This window comes from Psychrobacter pygoscelis (assembly GCF_004335015.1).
Classification (GTDB): Bacteria; Pseudomonadota; Gammaproteobacteria; order Pseudomonadales; family Moraxellaceae; genus Psychrobacter; species Psychrobacter pygoscelis.
Window position 1 is genome coordinate 124,248 of the sequence record NZ_RQRU01000004.1, and the last position, 18,406, is coordinate 142,653.

The window sequence follows — 18,406 nt, forward strand, 5'->3', positions numbered from 1 at the left end:
TTACTCATCGTTCTCAAAGCTAACAGATTGATAATATTCTGGGGTAAGGTTGGTAAAGCGGGTGAACTGACCTTCAAAGGCGAGACGAACAGTACCGATCGGACCATTTCGCTGTTTACCAATAATAATCTCCGCGATGCCTTTTTGATCTGAGTTCTCATTATAGACCTCGTCGCGGTAAATAAACATAATCAAATCCGCATCTTGCTCAATCGCACCGGACTCACGTAAGTCTGACATAATCGGACGCTTATTTGGTCGGTTCTCAAGACTTCGGTTAAGCTGAGATAAAGCTATCACTGGACACTCAAGCTCACGTGCTAGCGCTTTAAGGCTTCGCGAAATCTCAGAAATCTCTCCGACACGGTTGCCGTCTAGGCTCGGCACCTTCATGAGCTGGAGGTAATCGACCACGATAGCCCCCAGTTTGCCATCATGGTTTTTGGCGATTCGGCGACAACGTGAACGCATCTCAGATGGCGGTAGTGCGGTACTGTCATCAATATAGAGGTGCTTTTGTTGTAGATGTTGCACCGCATTCATCATTTTGCCCCACTCATCCTCATTCATCTGTGCAGAACGAAGGTGGGTCTGATTGATAGCGCCCCAAGAAGACAATAGCCGCATGACGATAGACTCGGCTGGCATCTCCATTGAGAAGACGACCACGGGCAGGTTTTCATTAAACAGTACCCCTTCTGCTAAGTTCATGGCGAAGGTTGTTTTACCCATCGAAGGTCGAGCTGCGACAATAATTAAGTCACCGGCTTGCAGACCTTGGGTACGATTATTCAGCTCAATAAAAGGTGTCTGAAGACCGATCATGCCATCTGGATTGGACTTTAGCTCTGCTAAGGACTCCATAACATTGCTTAATACCGCGTTTATATCTACCGGACCACGCTGCTCTGCACGCTTATTGTGCTGCTCATTGATATAGAATATCTTGGATTCAATGTTATCTAAGATATCACTGATCCCTTGGTCCTTAGGATTATAAGCCAGACTTAGCATCTCATTGCCAGTAGTGATAAGTTGGCGTAGGGTAGATAGCTCACGGACACGTTGGGCGTAGGCAGTTAGGTTAAATAACGTCGCTGGACTTTGGCTTAAGATATCAGATAAATAGCTGTCGCCGCCTGCAGATTTAAGCAGGTTCTGCGCATCAAGCCAGTCGTGAACCATAACTGTATCATAAGGCTCGCCGACGCTTGCTAAGTGAGCAATAGCGGCAAAAATATGCTGGTGGCGACCGGCATAAAAGTCATCTTTAGTGACGATCTCTGAGATTTTATCGTACGCCTCTTCAATACTCATCAGCGATGCCAATAACGCTTTTTCGATATCGATATTATGTGGTGGCTGCTGATTTAGAAGGTCGTCGGTTTTACTGGTCTCTGCCATGGGCGCTTAATGTCTCAAATAAAAGGGATAAATATTAAGTAAGCTTTAGTTAAAAATAATTAATTATTAAGAGGTTTAAACGTTGAAAACCGTCAGAGTGTGACGGTTAATTTATGCTGAAGTTTAGCATATTCTTAGTAAATAATATTAGTCTTGGGCAAAATGTGAGGGTTATAAATAAGGCTTGATTAAGTGTAATTCAACCGATATACAGGTGGTTAACTTATTAGTAATAACGGCTTAAGCTTGTATATGCTAGCTATCGTGGCATTATTAAAGAACGCCATGAAGATTATAAATCTACTTAATACCGCCAATAGGCAATTGTGCTAGGGGAGGTATCTGAGCAATGCTTTACATTATAAATAGAGTTGTGGAGTCAGTTGTTAAATGAGTCACTAAGTAAGTTATTATGTGAAAATAAGCACCAGCGAATCTACTACATTTTTATTATTATGAGACTATTATGACGTTTTTAACTTCCTCCACATCAGCTAAGCCTGCACTGCAACAGGACTTAGAGATACTAGCTGTCAAACCACTATTAATTACGACTGGTGAGCCAGCTGGTATTGGTATGGACATCGTTTTATCCTTAGCGGCAGCTGGGAAGTTTGCTGATTTTAACCAGCCCATATGGGTGACGGCAGATGCGCAAGCACTAGCGGCTCGAGCGCAAAGGCTGGTGGAGCAAGGTGCAATAGCTACTGTACCGACTTGGCGAGTCATTGCAGCCGATAATACAGAAGTAGATAACGCCGTTAATGCGCTAACCGGCGGGCCAAGCAAGCAGCACAAGACCTCAGACGTAAAAAACTTTGAATTTACCGTTATTAATATTCAAGCGGCTAGTCCTGTTCAGGCTGGGGTTATCACGGTGGCAAATGCGGCTATGGTCGCTGAGCAATTGTCTTTGGCTCACAAGCTGGCAATAGAGGGAAAGATTGCAGCGATTGTAACTGGGCCACTGCAAAAGTCAGCCTTAATTGAGGCTGATATTCGTCTTGTTGATGGTGCTATGTTTAGTGGTCATACCGAGTACTTTATGCAGCGAAGTGGCTGCGACAAAGTCGTTATGATGCTTGCCAATCAAGCCATGAAAGTGGCTTTGGTAACGACGCATCTGCCTTTAAGTGCCGTTCCAGCTGCCATCACTGCTGATAATGTGCGGCAAACGGTCCAGATCGTTATTGACGATATGCAGCAAAAGTTCGGTATTGCGCGGCCGAAGATATTGGTCTGTGGTCTCAATCCGCATGCAGGCGAGGGTGGTCATCTGGGCATGGAGGAGATTAATATTATTAATCCAGTGCTGGCGGAGTTTCGTGCGCAAGGGGTAGATATCTCTGAGGCCATGCCTGCAGACACTTTGTTTACGCCCAGACATCTTGAAACCTGTGATGCCGTCATCGCCATGTACCATGATCAAGGATTACCAGTGCTCAAGTCACATGGCTTTGGCGATACTGTAAACGTTACTTTGGGACTCCCTTATATCCGTACTTCTGTCGATCATGGTACGGCGCTGGATCTGGCGGGATCTGGAAAGGCGAGTGCTACTAGCTTGTATCAAGCGCTTTTAATGGCGCAAATGATGGCGATTAGTAGCTAGTGCTAAGGTAGTGTAGATTGGCTGCGCCAGATAGTTGCTCCGAAATAAAAGCTCTAGCGCGCAACCGTGCAACTGGTATTTTTTTAATGACTCACTCTATCAAGCTTAGGTATTGCTCACGTCATAGAAGCTCATTTCAATATTTGAGGCTTATGCCAAACTTAAAAGCCGTACTGCGTAGTGTCAACCAGCTCTGTGCTATACTTTGCAGCATACATGAGTACTTGCGTTTGACCCGTCGTCTGCGTTTTAGTCGATTACTATTTATTTATAGCTATTTACAGCTTATTTACTGCGATATTAAAGATATTTTATGACCACACATTCTGCTACCATTCGTGCCGGCTTAAAGGGCCAGCATCAGCCGCGAAAGCGTTTTGGACAAAACTTCCTCCACGATAGCAATATTATTCGTCAAATCGTTGAGAGTGTCCGCTTGCAGCGTTCAGATAATTTAGTAGAGATTGGCCCTGGTATGGGGGCATTGACTGAGCCACTACTGGCTGAAGTTGATGCCATGACCGTGATTGAGCTTGATCGTGATTTGGCTGACAGCCTACGTATTCGTATCGGTGCTAACAGTCATGACAACTTCAACATCATTCAAGCCAATGCGATGAATGTGGATTATCATGACATTTATGAGCAGGTCACTGATCTTAAGGCTACTGGGGTGGCACAGTCGCCTGCTAGCAAGCTAAGAATCGTCGGTAACTTACCTTACAATATCTCAACGCCGCTATTATTTCATCTGTTAGAATTTGCCGATGTGATTCAAGACATGCATTTTATGCTGCAAAAAGAGGTCGTCGAGCGTATTACAGCAGAGGTAGGCAGCAAGACTTATGGTCGACTGTCGGTTATTATGCAGTATTACTGCGATACCGATTATTTGTTGACCGTACCAAAGGGTGCTTTTAATCCACCGCCCAAAGTAACCAGTGCGGTGTTTCGATTGACTCCGCACGTTACTAAACCTGTTCAGGCGAATGATGAAAAGCAATTCGCTGTTATCGTACGAGAGTCATTTAATCATCGTCGTAAGACCATGCGCGCCATCTTTAAAAAGTCAACGCTACTACCTACCTTAAGCGATGATGACTTTGCAGCTGTGGATATTGATCCGCAAGCCCGCCCTGAAACGATTGATGTGACACAGTTTGTGGCCCTAAGTAACCATATAGCGGCGCTAAGCTATTAATTTACGCTAAGGCAGCTTACCTTAGATAGATTGCCAATTTGCAACAATGAAACTTGGCCTTGCTAATCACAAAAATTTGTTAGCTTAGCTTAGCGATTTGATAGACTTTCGATAGCAATATTGATATGGAAATCGTGAATTTGTAGTGTTAGATTAATTATCACTTAAGACATGAATTTTTCCTTTTGGGGGGTTATGAGTTATCGTCATCAATACGTCATCGGAGACTTGCAGGGTTGCTATAAAGCATTTTTACAGCTGCTAGATACTTTAGGGTTTGACCCTGAGCAAGATAAGCTGTGGTTTGCTGGAGACTTGGTAGCACGTGGCGACGATTCCTTGAGCACTTTGCGCCATGTAAAGGCATTGTGCGAGCGTGGAGCTGCCGCTACGGTATTGGGTAACCATGACATTAATTTGTTAGCAGTCTGGCGCGGTGCGACTTCTCTTAAAAAAAAGGACAAGACCGCCCCTATCTTTGCCGCTAAGGATTGCGATGAGCTGCTTAACTGGCTACGGTATCAGCCACTCTTGGCTTTCCCTGATAAACATACCGTATTGGTCCATGCGGGAATTCCGCCGCATTGGCAGATCAAACAAGCCCGGCGCTATGCGCGTGAATTAGAAGCACAGCTGCAAAGTAGCTTAAAGCAGCTCGATAGGCTACTGCCACACTTGTACAGCAAAACCGCTGATAAATGGGATGATAATCTGCATGGCTACACACGGATGCGGGCTATCGCCAATTACCTGACGCGTATGCGCTTGTGCAAAGCTGATGGTAATCTGGAGTTTTCCTTTAAGTCGAGCTTAGATGAGCGCATGCCAGATGACTACCGGCCTTGGTTTGAATGGCAAGTTCCGCGCCGGCGCAAGATATTGTTTGGTCATTGGGCGGCGCTTAAGGGAGAGGTTGATTTGCCGCATGCTAGAGCATTAGATGGTGGCTGCGTATGGGGGAACTGTCTATTAGCTTACCGTTTAGAAGATGGTAGGGTAATTAGCTCTTCTGCTAAGTGCTCATAATAGCGAGTCATAGCTATTATGTACATTGTATATATAGTTAAATAACCGGAATAACGACGCGGTTTTATGATGATATGACTGTGGTCAAGTGGTTTTAGAACGACCCATAAGATAATTGCCCATAAAAAAAGCCCTTAATAGTTAAGGGCTTTTTTCATGGCACAAGTTAATACTAGGGTTAGATGCTATTAATCGGGAAGTTTGGGTGGCTTGCTAGGTTTTGGTAGCGGCGATTTTGCTTGACCTGCTTTTTCATTATTACTGCCCGTCTTGTCTTGATGATCGTCGGCAAGTGGAGTGGCCTCCATGATATCGTCATCAACCAGACCATCTTCTAGTATCTTGGTTTCCATGTCATTATGAGCTGACTCTGAGGCTGTATCAGTTGGCTTATGTTGCTTGTTTTCAGGCATTGCTTTGACGTCAGATAGCCTACGAATGACGTAATTGGTCGGCATTGGCTTGCCACCTTTTTTACCACTAACTTCTTCAAAAATCATGTGACCTTGACTGTCAATTCGGGCATATTGCATCGGCTCAGGACGTGGCCAGAAAAAGTCTTTGGGATGGGTAAATAAATGGGTTAATAATAATCGAGCTAGGCGGCCCCATTCCAAAAATTGAACATCTTTTGCCCGTAATGCCACGATTAGTGCTAATGAGAAGCTCACAGCTAAGTTGACAATACCGATTAGAGCTACCCCAAGGATTGAGGTCAAGACGATACTCAGGCTAAACTGATCGGCGGGCATGTTGAACAGACCATGTACGAAGTTGGCCGAAGAGAAGGCGATGTGGCGAATGTCGAGGGGTAGCCCTAAGATATAGCCAATGGTCGCGGTACTGCCTAAAAATACCCCGAATAAGAAGTTACCCATAATCGCGCCAAGGTTAGTCTCTATAAAGCTGCTCAATCGCTCAAGCCAAGCATGGGGCATGAGCCGCTTCAATAGCCAATGCCGTGAGATTCGCGCGCCAATATGATTATAGACTGCTAAGTTATCATAATATCCGGCAATGAGGCCTGATAGGAATAAAAATACTCCGGCAATAGCCGCGTGGGGTAGTGCCAATGAGCGAAAGGGATCTAACTCGTGCAAAAGATGCATGGCCTTTTCGCTATTAATCATAGGTGTACCGCTAATCTGCATCCAAGCGATTGAGATGGCAAGGGTGACTGGCATGGCTATCAGGACGTTACCCATAATGGCGACAAACTGAGTGCGCAAGATATCGACAATTAACTCAGACAGCTTGGTAAGCTGATGCGACTTTTTACCTGAGCCTTGGGAGATAGTAGAAGCAATAGCCGCTGCTGTCATGGCTGGCTGCTTGGTCGCGACCGTACCATGAATGACATGGATAAATACAAAGCCTAAGCCATAGATCATGCTATTGACAAACGCGCGGCCAATGGGTGCCAGGACTAAGTTATAAGCCTCAATCTTAATCGTCGCCATAAAAGCAATGACAAAGCCACCGATGGAGGCCTTCTTGAACATATTTTTATAGCCCGCTTTGTCGGTGCTAATGTAATGCTCACCCACTCGGCTCGCATTTTCGGTGACCTTGCGAGAGAGTAGGTTGGTGTTGGTATTAATAAGATAGCCAATGCTATAGCGGCGTCTGGCACTGCTGATGACACCTTCAGTAAGCTGAATAATAGCTTTATCACGGTTTTTATGATCGTCAGCTAGAAGCTCACTTAGGATGCGCATTCGCTCTAGGCTTTGCTCTAATCTGAGCAGCATATTGGTAATGCGAATAGAGATGCCAGTCTTATAGATACGCTTACGAATGGTGGTGACAATATCTTCACATTGTTCAAGCATGACCAATAAAGGCGCAGTTGAAATGTCATTTTCAGGGATAACGTCTTTTAGGTCATCAAGCTTATGGGCTTGGCGATATTGATTGACAAACAATACCGCCTCTTGGTTCTGCGCGACAAAAGCTGCCGAATAGCCGAGCATCTGCGGATAGGCTTTCATAAGCTCAGGATGAAGGCCAATGCCGCTGATGCGGTAAGACAAGATAATCATGGCGTTGAGTAGATTGTTCTTCGCGGTAGCTACCAAGTCAACATGGGCCTCATCCATCTGGATAAGATCGACTAGGGTGTCCCAAAGCGTGTCATCAATACTGGCAAGCCAGCGCTCATCATGACGATCGTCAAACAAATAATCGATCAACTCCACCACATCATCTTCTTGGGGAAGCAGCGGCAAAAATCGATGCCCGACTAAACGATTTAGACTACTCACAAAACCTTGATCAGATAAGATACCGGTATCCGTAAACAAAGATACTTGCTGATATTGATTGAGTAGCTTTAGGGTAAAAGCAGCCAGACCAGCGCCATACTCTGGGTGCTCTTGGAGTAAATCGATAAGCGACTGAATCTTTTCATTCGCCGCTTTGCTAGATTTTTCTTCATCTTTTTCGTGAACTCTAAGCTCATCAATCAGTCGTTTTAGCACAGAAGGCTCTGGCACCTCACTTAGAGCAGTAATCTGCTGCAAAATGCGTTTTAATTCTGACACAGCGCATCCTTAAGATTCATGACCAAAAGGGCCATCGTGATAATTTCGGCTATTGTAATCATAAAATGAAAATGATACATGTGATTTTTGTTAGTAAATAAAACTAAAAAGAGGACAGTAAGTTTACCGTCCTCTTGTTTTAAATTACTATAATTTGCTTAGCGTCATTCATAGCGATTATTCTGACTGTAGAAGTTATGACTGTAGAAGTCTAGTCAGCTAAGATTAGCTGGCTGGAACATCAAAATAATCTAAGTCAAAATCCATCATAGGGTCACTGCCTGCTTTGACCATCTGCGCGTGCGCATCTAGACGAGGTAGGATGCGACCTACAAAGAAGTTCGCTAACTTGGCTTTATTGGTGTAGAACTCACCCTCTTTGCCATTGGCGGCTTCGACCATCATGGCGAACATATAGGCATAGCATAAATAGCCGCTGGCATGGAGATAGTCTACTGCGCAGCCATTGATTTCACTCTTACGTTCGCCAATATTTTCTAGTACGGTTTTGGTTAGCTCTTCGACAGTATTAGCGGCATCAAGTGTTGCTTGCTTAATGGCGTGATCCGCTTGCATATTGGCCACAAAATCACGAATTTCTGCTAAAAAATTCTCCATATATTTGCCCTTGTTACGAGCAATCTTACGACCCAGTAAATCTAGAGCTTGAATACCGTTGGCGCCTTCATAAATCTGTGCGATACGTGTGTCACGGACGATTTGTTCCATACCCCATTCACGGACATAGCCATGACCACCAAAGACTTGCTGGCAGTCCACAGTCGCCTCTAAAGCTTTATCCGTTAAGAATGCTTTAGCGATAGGAGTTAGTAGAGCAACACGAGCCGCTGCTGCTTGAGCCGCTTCAGGGTTGGTACTGAATTTTTGCTCATCCAGTTGCTTAGCGACATACATGGCAAAGCAGCGTGAAGCTTCAGCATTGGCGCGAGCATTTAATAGCATGCGGCGCACATCGGCATGATGGATGATGGCATCGGCAGGCTTTTCAGGACTTTGAATCTGTGTATCGCTACGACCTTGACCACGGTCATTAGCATAGAGGGCGGCATTTTGATAAGCCAGCTCAGTACCACCAAGGCCTTGTAAGCCCATAGTCACACGCTCATAGTTCATCATCACGAACATAGAGGCAAGGCCTGTATTTTCTTCACCAATCATCCAGCCTTTAGCGTCATCGAAGTTCATAACACAAGTTGCAGAGCCTTTGATACCCATTTTGTGTTCGATAGAGCCGGCAGATAAGCTGTTACGCTCGCCTAAGCTACCATCATCATTAACGATGAATTTAGGCACAAGGAACAAAGAGATGCCTTTAGAGCCCTCAGGGGCATTCGGCGTTTTTGCCAGTACTAAGTGGATGATGTTATCAGTTAGGTCGTGCTCACCACCGGTGATAAAGATTTTAGTACCAGAGATACTGTAGCTGCCGTCATCATTCGGCGTGGCCTTGGTTTTGATAATTCCCAAATCAGTGCCAGCATGCGGCTCAGTAAGACACATTGTGCCCGACCACTCGCCTGAGTACATTTTCTCAAGATAGGTCTGCTTTTGCTCTTCAGAAGCTGAAGCCAACATACATAGCGTGGCACCAACGGTTAGGTTCGGATAAAGAGCAAAAGACTGGTTAGTGGTGAAGACCATCTCTTCGGTCAGCATCGTGACCATTTTGGGGAAGCCTTGACCGCCATACTCAGGATCACCGCCTAGGCCAATCCAGCCAGACTCAGCATACTGCTGATAAGCTTCTTTGAAGCCTGCCGGGGTAGTGACGACGCCATCGCCTTGGTACGTTGCGCCTTCTTCATCGCCAGTACGGTTCAATGGCAATAGGACGTTTTTAGAGAGCTTGGCCATCTCTTCTAGTATCATGTTGACCGTATCAAGGTCAACGTGGGCTAGATTTTCGTTATTTTGCCAAAAGGTACTGGCATTAAACACATCATTTAAGATGAATCGCATGTCGTCTAATGGAGCGTTATAAACTGCCATAGTACTTCCTTAGTAGTAAATAATGAGCAATAAAATAAAAATGAGAAGTTTAGCAAGACATATGGCCCTGCTAAACAGGCATACTAGTTTGTGGTCATTTGTGCAGCAGATAGCAACTAAGAGACCGATTAATAGACAAACTGCTCAACGTCCATATCCATGAATGGTTCATGACCAGCATCAATGCGGGCAACATGGGTACGGGTACGCGGCAATATCTTGCTAAAATAGAACTTAGCTGTTTTTATTTTGGCGTCATAAAAGCCTTGCTCAGTGGTATCGCCAGATAAAGCTTGCTGAGCAACCAATGCCATCCGCGCCCATAAGTAGGCTAAGGTGACATAACCACTGAAATACATGTAGTCAACAGCAGCAGCGCCTACGGCTTCTGGATTTTGCATGGCTTGAGCACCAATACGCTGGGTAAGCTCGCCCCATTGTTTATTTAGTTCGGCCAGTGGCGCAATAAACTGTGCCATGTCCATATTGTCTTGATGCTCAGTGCAAAATTTGTGGACTACTTTGGTGAAGTTAGCGAGTAACTTGCCTTGTGAGCCTAAGACCTTGCGGCCTAGCAAGTCCAATGACTGAATCTGTGTTGTTCCTTCGTAGATACAAGCAATAGTAGTATCACGAATATTTTGCTCAAGGCCATATTCAGTACAGAAGCCGCTACCACCCAAGACTTGAACGCCATGCTTGGCAGACTCAAAGCCAGTCTCGGTTAAGAATGCTTTACCAATTGGTGTCAATAGTGACAACATCTGATCAGCGTACTGACGCGCCTCACCATCCCCTTTGGCAACGACATCAGCAAACTGTGACATATAGCATACCAATGCCCGCCCGCCCTCTGCAAATGCTTTGGTTGTCAATAACATATCACGCACGGCAGGGTGGACGATGATAGGGTCAGCTGGCTTTTCAGGGAATTTTGCACCGCCGAGCGCACGAAGGGCTAGTCGCTCTTTGGCAAAGGGTAGAGCACCTTGAAACGCATATTCAGAAGCGGTCACCCCTTGGATAGCTGTACCGATTCGGGCAACATTCATAAAGGTAAACATACAGTTTAGACCTTTATTTTCTGGACCAATCAAAAAGCCGGTCGCACCATCATAATTCATTACGCAGGTTGCAGATGCTTTGATACCCATTTTGTGCTCAATAGAGCCACAAGTTACCGCATTTCGCTCACCCAAGCTACCATCATCGCCCACCATGAATTTAGGAACGATAAATAAAGACAGCCCTTTGGTCCCAGCTGGAGCATCGGGAAGGCGAGCTAAGACAATATGGATAATATTGTCAGACATATCGTGCTCGCCTGCTGAGATCCAGATTTTATTACCTTTAATACTATAGGAGCCATCGCCGTTTGGATCAGCTTTGGTGCGGACTAGGTTCAAATCTGAGCCACACTGTGGTTCGGTTAGGCACATAACCCCCGACCATTCACCACTGACAAGTTTAGGCAAGTATTTATTCTTTTGGCTATCAGTACCATGGTGCTCTAGGGTAGATATTGCTCCCTCAGACAGTCCTGGGTACATAGAGAATGACCAGTTTGCCGTACCCATAAATTCATTAATGGCTGAATTAAGAGAAGTAGGCATTGCCTGACCGCCGAATTCTTCATCAGCTGTTAGCGCAGTAAAACCAAGCTCGCAATACTGTTGATAAGCCTCTTTAAAGCCCTTAGGGGTAGTGACCACGCCATCATTAAACTGACAACCTTCAGCGTCACCGCTCATGTTAAGTGGCGATAGCTCATTTTCTGCAAAGCTTGCCGCAGTCTCAAGATAGCTGTCAATAATGTCTTGTTCCACATGTTCAAAGGCAGGGATAGTTTGATAATGTGCGGCACTATTTAGTAGCTCATGCATGACGAATTTTGTATCACGTAAAGGGGCTTTGTATTGCATAGATCAATCCTTATTAAGTGGCTAGTTACTTTTTAATTTATGGTGTTGTTGGCATAATAAGAAAAACAGATATCTTAATCAAATAAAGCCATAACTCTCTAGCAGTCAATATCACCCTCTAGCAGGCACAGCTATAAGCGCTTCGACAGCTTCGATGAAGCCCAAAGGTAAGAAAGTACGCAGATTATTCGTAGGAATGATCAGCAGCTATCTTAATGGCTTGCAGAAGTGAGCTCACCGCTTTTTGAGGTGCTGGCGAAAGTCTTATAGTTATCAATCTCATAATAAGAGGCTTAGTGATAAAGTGTATTACGTAGAATAAATAAACAATATTAAGTGTTTTGGATGGCTAAGTTGTGCCCAATAGCAGGTGTGTGAACTTAGACAAACTAGATTATCAGGCGACCAGTTAGTGATCGCGACATGAGGCTATCAAGTTAAATAGCTCATTATCTGACCTTACCTCACCAAAGCTAATAGCAGCTGTATCAAAGGTAGTAATACGCAAAATAGTGAGTACTATTCACCTAACAGACTCTGTATTGCTCGGGCCTGTAAAAGATAGTGGTTACGGCAGGATTATACAAGCAGCGATATACAACTGATAAGTCATAAGAATTTAAATTAAAAGTGGAAGCGAATGTGTTAGAGACTAGCTAATATAGGAGGGCAGTTATTATATAGTAGAGCTAATCGCACGACTAAAGTGAAAAGTGGGTGCAGTCAATTTTTACGTCTAGAGTAATTTGACCATAGTGGCGCATCACTTGACTGATTAATCATTTGTCTGGCCAATCACTTAGTTCGATTTTCTATAAAATGGAAGGAGGCGCTGTAAAGTAAGAGGGTATAAGCAAAAGAGATATCATAAGTTAAGTAACGTGCTCTAGCGATAATAGCAGAGCGATATAGATATATAGACAAATAAACACCAGTTATAGAGCTAAGTTAAGGTTACCTTTAGCCTGCGCTACCAAAAGATCGGTGGCTTGATGGGCGCACATAGGCTTACCAAACAGATAGCCTTGACCATAATGACAGCCAATACCAGCAAGAATCTGACACTGTTCAGGTCTTTCAATACCTTCAGCGACGATTTTCATATTTAAGGCTGCTCCTAAGGTGGCGATTGCTTTGACGATGTGCTGCTGGATAGGCTGCTCAGCTATATTGGCCACAAAGCTTTGATCTACTTTGATAAAGTCAAAAGGAAATTCTTGTAGGTAACTGAGCGAGGCATAACGCGTGCCAAAGTCATCCAATGCTAAGCAGATGCCCAGAGCCTTTAAGGCGTTTAATTGTCTCTTGACGGCTTGATGGCGCAGCATTAACGTAGATTCTGTTATCTCAATGTGGATACTATCAGGAGTAATAGCATGAGCGGTGAGCAAGTCGTTTAGGCATGAGACAAAATTTAGATGATTAAATACGGCAGCATCGGCGTTTAAGCATAAATGAGCAGTAAGCCCCTTTGATCTCCAAATACCCAGTAGGTGTACCACTTGCTCAGCCATCTGAAAAAAAAGCTCGAAGGACAATTTATGACTAATGATAGCAGTAATAAACTGATCAGGGCTGAGAAGACCACGACTAGGATGTTGCCAGCGAACTAAGGCCTCAAAGCCGATAATTCTGTCGGTTAAGAGGTCTATTTTTGGTTGGTAATAGGCGATGAACTGTGATTGTTCAAAGGCTTGCCGTAGATCAGCTTCTATCTGCAGATCTATAAAGGAGTTATGATTTAGCTTGTCAGTAAACCAGTATATATCATCACCACCTTGCTGCTTGACATGTTCTAACGCTTTTTCAGCATTATTAAGCAGTACGTCCATTTGTTGACCATCTCTTGGATAAAAGCTGACACCAACTGAAATATGAACATATAGGGTAGTGTTGCTGATACGAAAGGGTAGCTCGCACTGCTGCATGAGGCTATCGAGCTGATTGCGAACCATGTTGGCTTCTTTTAGCTCAAACAACATCGCAAAGTCTTCGCTGCCAAAATTGGCAAAGCAATGAAGGTTCTCTAGATTTAGCTCTTGAATTCGCGTAACGAACTGCTGCAATAACTGATCAACACTATTTTGGCCTAGATGACTAACAAGCAGTCGATAGTTATCGATACTAAAGCGTACCACGACCACTTCTTGGTAGGTATCTAGCAGAAGGTCGGCTAATTGACGGACAAAGAATTGTCTATTGGGTAGGTTGGTCAGTTGATTGTAGTTCTGAAGATGTTGAATCTTTTCTCGACTGCTATGGACGACACTGATGTCACGGCATAAACCAATATAGTAGCGCTCATCGTTAATGGCCACATGTATGATGGTTATGCTTAGCGGAATAACAGTACCATGACGAGTAGTGACGAAGAAGTCTTTTTGGTATTGTTGATCAACGGGAAGGCGATAAAGAGACCTTTTGACTAACTTCAATGTGGACTTAGGGATAAAATTAGCTTGATATGTCCCGACTAACTCACCCATTAAAAACGAGCGCTCAAAGCCAAGCAAATTGACAAGACTCTGATTGACATCACGATATCTAAAGCTAGCATCTAAAATAAAGATGCTGTCTTCAGAGTGCTGATAAATCTTTGAGAAAAGCGTAAATTTGATATCAGAAGCAAGCGGTGAAATCGCAGCCATAATCAGAGCTCAATATTAAATTGGGTGAAATATCAAAAAAAACTGCATCACCGATTTAAAAATAACATGCTTTGCTGCTAATTAACGTGGTAGCTACGCTGAAGATAATGGGTAATTTTGTAAACAATTGTCTATTTATAATTAACGACATAAAGCATGTAAAGTAGCTAAAGCAACGACTGGCGCGGTTTCGGTTCTTAACACTCGCTTACCTATCTGCCAAGCCTCAAAGCCAGTGGAATAAGCCAGCTCAAGTTCACTACTACTCAGTCCGCCCTCTGGACCAATCAATAGCTTGAAGCAGCATGGAGAAGACTGGGCAGCTTGAAAAGCTTGCTGAATTTGCTCAATTATACTAGCCGATAGATGTTGATTATTGACTTCGGCAGTATTTGGAACGGCAAGTACCAAGCGTAATGAGGCAGTCAGCTGTAGATTGGCATAATAAGATTGGCGTAATAAAGGCTCCACGATTGGACTTACCTGCTGACTTTGTAACGCTAAATCTACAGATTTATCAGTTTCTGACTTCAACCAATCTTCGATAGATAAAGGGGCAAAGATAAGTGGTGGGCGGTTGAGACCACATTGTTCGCAAGCGGCAATAGCGACCTGCTGCCAATGCAATAATTTTTTAGGGACTTGCGATGATTTTAGACTGACTTCACCATGATGACTGGTTAATAGCTGAATAGCGCTAACCCCCAGTTCAGTGGCTTTTTGAATGGCATAATCCATTCGGTCGCCACGACTCATCACTAAGCCTATCGTGGTCATTATATTGGGCGTCCGTTCAATAGGATCAAAAGCCAATAGTTTCGCACGAGCATTTTTTTTACTGACCTCAATCAGCTCTGCTTGATACTCTCCACCAAAGCCATCAAACAGCAGTGCCACATCACTAACCTTGGCTCGAAGCACACGGCACCAATGATGAACAATTGATTCTGGAAGCGTAAAACTATCATTGATGCTAAGATCAGCGAGTGGGGTAGGGATAGTGTTGTCACAGAGGGCGGTGACATCGTAATAAAATCTACGCATAGATAGGACACTCAATTTAGCCAATGTTTGAATAAGATTAACAGGATAAAATTTTTGCTTAGTAAGACTTGATAGAAATTATCTGACAGAAATAATGTCGATTATTTTAGTCTGAAAATACATAAAAAATAACCCTTCATAACCGTACAATAATACTTAATTGATCTTCATATGATGAATATCAGAGAGTTATTAATTAAGCCAATAGTTATTTATATCGGTATAAATTTAAAATAGTTGTTTAATAGAATTAGTGTCTAGACACTTATCTTCTAAAGATAGAATATAGTTACAACGCCTGTAATCTCAAGGTAGCAAGGGGATAAAAAAAGTAACGATGACGGCATTATCTCTATAGCTGGTTGACTATATCTTTGTTAGCAGTCCAATAAATGAGCCTATTTATGCCATCAGAGACCTCAGACAAGGCAATATTACAATAAAAAACCCAAACTCATAGGTGTAAGAGTTTGGGTTTGGCTAGTAGTACAACGTATTTAAAAATACGCTTATAGCCCTAAAGCTTCCACAAGACGCATATTAGGCTGAACTTTATTCATGCTATAAAAATGCAGTGCAGGAACGCCTTCATTAATTAACCGCTCACAGAGTCGATAGACAATGTCAAAGCCAAACTCACGGATGGCTTTTCTATCATCACCGAAGTCTGCCAGCTGTTTGCGGATATAGCGTGGAATATCAGCACCACAGCTGTCTGCAAAACGTATTAAATTACTGGCGTTAACAATCGGCATAATACCAGCGACTAATGGCTTGTCGGTGGTATCAATACCATTTTTTTCTAATGCATCACGTAAGTACAGATAGCTGTCTGCATTATAAAAGAACTGCGTAATTGCCGTATTGGCACCGGCATTGAATTTTTTGACCAAGTTTTCGATATCAAATTCAAAGCTTCGTGCCTGCGGGTGCATCTCAGGGTAGGCTGCAACCTCAATATGAAAGTAGTCACCAGTGTGCTCACGAATAAACTTCACTAAGTCTAGAGCAAACGGTAACTCGCCCATGCCGACCTGTCCAGAGGGCAGGTCACCACGAAGCGCCACTAAACGGTTAATACCTTGCGCCTTATAACGTTCTAACAACTCAGCGATTTGTGCTTTGCTATCACCAATACAGGAGATATGCGGCGCAATAGGGGTATCACTGCGAGCGCATAGGCTATCAACGATATCTAGCGTACGCTCACGGGTAGAGCCGCCTGCACCATAGGTGACAGAAAAATAAATCGGTGACAATGTATTTAAGCTATCAAATGTTGCTAATAGCTTCTCTTTTCCTTGCTGCGTCTGAGTAGGGAAAAATTCAAAAGAGACGGTAGGTTTAGTGGTGGTCATAACCGTATCCCTAGTATTTATAGTCATCAGGCTTAAATGGCCCTTCGACTGGCACACCAAGATAGTCAGCTTGCTCAGCTGTAAGCTTAGTTAGGACACCATTAAAGCCCTCCACCATAGCGGCAGCGACTTCTTCATCAAGCTTTTTCGGTAGTACTTTAACGTATAAATTATCAAATCGATCATCGACAGGTAGCTCAGCAAATTTCTCTTCAAATAGATACATTTGCGCAAGGACCTGGTTGGCAAATGAGCCATCCATAACACGTGATGGGTGACCTGTTGCGTTACCAAGATTGACCAGTCGACCTTCAGCAAGCAAAATCAAGTAATCGCTGTCATCATTCGAGCGGTAGACTTGATGAACTTGAGGTTTGATCTCACTCCAGCGCCAGTTGTCGCGCATGAACTGAGTGTCAATCTCGGTGTCAAAATGTCCGATATTACAGACCACAGCGCCAGACTTCAATGCCGCCAGCATATGCCGATCACAGACATGGTAGTTACCAGTAGTGGTGACAATAAGATCGGTATCTTGGAGTAGGCGGGTATTGATCGAATCGGCAGTACCGGCATTGTCACCTGCATTATAAGGAGAGACGACTTCGTAGCCATCCATACACGCTTGCATCGCACAGATTGGATCGACTTCTGATACGCGAACGATCATGCCTTCTTGACGCAGGCTCTGAGCAGAGCCTTTACCGACATCACCATAACCAATGACCAAGGCACGGCGACCAGCAAGCAGCATATCAGTGGCGCGTTTGATCGCATCATTCAAGCTATGACGGCAGCCGTATTTATTGTCATTTTTTGATTTAGTCACGGCGTCATTGACGTTGATAGCTGGGACTTTGAGCGTGCCTTTATTTAGCATGTCGATAAGACGATGCACGCCAGTGGTGGTCTCTTCTGAGATACCGTGGATACTGTCTAGCATCTGTGGGTATTTATCGTGAATAAGCGCGGTTAAGTCGCCGCCATCATCCAAGATTAGATTGGCGTCCCAAAGCTCGCCTGATTCTTCACCGCCAGCATGAATTTGTTGACGAAGGCACCATTCGTACTCTTCTTCAGTTTCACCTTTCCAAGCGTATACAGGGATACCGGCCGCCGCGATTGCTGCAGCAGCATGATCTTGAGTAGAGAAAATATTGCAAGAGGTCCAGCGTACTTCCGCACCAAGAGCGACTAAGGTCTCAATAAGTACAGCAGTTTGGATGGTCATGTGGATACAACCGACGATCTTAGCACCTTTCAATGGCTGCTCGGGTGCATAGCGGCGACGCAATCCCATAAGGGCAGGCATTTCGGCTTCAGCAAGGGCAATCTCGCGGCGGCCGTAGTCAGCAAGGCTGATATCAGCGACTTTATAATCAGTAAATGAGGGGTCGATCGTATGGGCAGAAGCTGCCAGTTCAGCTTTAGACACTGCGTCCATAATATGCTCCTATCAAAAGTTTGAGTGATAAAAAGAATAATAACGCAGGTGTCGTTGTTTGCAAGCAAGAATAGGACATTCGTGCCGCATACCGAGCCTAACATCTAACGCTAAATAGGCTGCCTTAATCAGCAATAATGACTTGTAGAAGTCGTAAGCATTAGGCGATTGTCTGAACTACTGGTTAGATGATG

The 18,406-nt window shown here is 44.1% G+C and carries 11 protein-coding genes; 3 read left to right on the plus strand and 8 right to left on the minus strand.

Features of this window, described 5'->3' with window-relative positions; genetic code table 11:
- Positions 1–1,404, minus strand: coding sequence for a replicative DNA helicase (gene dnaB, locus EGV92_RS10330; protein ID WP_131669199.1), 1,404 nt, complete (start codon positions 1,402–1,404; stop codon positions 1–3).
- A 577-nt stretch (positions 1,405–1,981) separates the two neighbouring features.
- Between dnaB and pdxA the strand changes: the two genes are divergently transcribed.
- From pdxA to EGV92_RS10345, 3 genes are all read left to right on the plus strand, one after another.
- Entirely contained in the window at positions 1,982–3,016 is a 1,035-nt protein-coding gene (gene pdxA, locus EGV92_RS10335) for a 4-hydroxythreonine-4-phosphate dehydrogenase PdxA (protein WP_242678705.1), read from the plus strand.
- A 313-nt stretch (positions 3,017–3,329) separates the two neighbouring features.
- Positions 3,330–4,217, plus strand: a complete 888-nt coding sequence (rsmA, locus tag EGV92_RS10340; protein ID WP_131669201.1) for a 16S rRNA (adenine(1518)-N(6)/adenine(1519)-N(6))-dimethyltransferase RsmA — start codon at positions 3,330–3,332, stop codon at positions 4,215–4,217.
- Positions 4,218–4,412: 195 nt separating this feature from the next.
- Complete coding sequence (locus EGV92_RS10345; protein ID WP_131669202.1) at positions 4,413–5,243, plus strand: symmetrical bis(5'-nucleosyl)-tetraphosphatase; 831 nt, start codon at positions 4,413–4,415, stop codon at positions 5,241–5,243.
- Positions 5,244–5,431: 188 nt separating this feature from the next.
- Here the strand turns inward: EGV92_RS10345 and EGV92_RS10350 are convergent, their stop codons facing one another.
- The 7 genes from EGV92_RS10350 to ahcY form a co-directional block, all read right to left on the minus strand.
- On the minus strand, positions 5,432–7,786 hold the full coding sequence (locus EGV92_RS10350) for a site-specific recombinase (protein ID WP_131669203.1): 2,355 nt from the start codon (positions 7,784–7,786) through the stop codon (positions 5,432–5,434).
- Positions 7,787–8,011: 225 nt separating this feature from the next.
- Positions 8,012–9,796 carry an acyl-CoA dehydrogenase C-terminal domain-containing protein gene (locus EGV92_RS10355; RefSeq protein ID WP_131669204.1) on the minus strand — a complete coding sequence of 595 codons (1,785 nt, stop codon included), beginning with the start codon at positions 9,794–9,796 and terminating at the stop codon, positions 8,012–8,014.
- Positions 9,797–9,924: 128 nt separating this feature from the next.
- Entirely contained in the window at positions 9,925–11,718 is a 1,794-nt protein-coding gene (locus EGV92_RS10360; protein ID WP_131669205.1) for an acyl-CoA dehydrogenase C-terminal domain-containing protein, read from the minus strand.
- A 935-nt stretch (positions 11,719–12,653) separates the two neighbouring features.
- The gene (locus EGV92_RS10365; RefSeq protein ID WP_131669206.1) at positions 12,654–14,366 is read right to left on the minus strand and encodes a sensor domain-containing protein; all 1,713 of its coding nucleotides are present in this window, start codon (positions 14,364–14,366) and stop codon (positions 12,654–12,656) included.
- A gap of 141 nt (positions 14,367–14,507) precedes the next feature.
- Positions 14,508–15,410, minus strand: a complete 903-nt coding sequence (locus EGV92_RS10370; RefSeq protein WP_131669207.1) for a 16S rRNA (uracil(1498)-N(3))-methyltransferase — start codon at positions 15,408–15,410, stop codon at positions 14,508–14,510.
- A gap of 509 nt (positions 15,411–15,919) precedes the next feature.
- Complete coding sequence (locus EGV92_RS10375) at positions 15,920–16,768, minus strand: methylenetetrahydrofolate reductase (RefSeq protein WP_131669208.1); 849 nt, start codon at positions 16,766–16,768, stop codon at positions 15,920–15,922.
- A gap of 10 nt (positions 16,769–16,778) precedes the next feature.
- The gene (ahcY, locus tag EGV92_RS10380; RefSeq protein WP_131669209.1) at positions 16,779–18,212 is read right to left on the minus strand and encodes an adenosylhomocysteinase; all 1,434 of its coding nucleotides are present in this window, start codon (positions 18,210–18,212) and stop codon (positions 16,779–16,781) included.
- Positions 18,213–18,406: the final 194 nt, after the last annotated feature.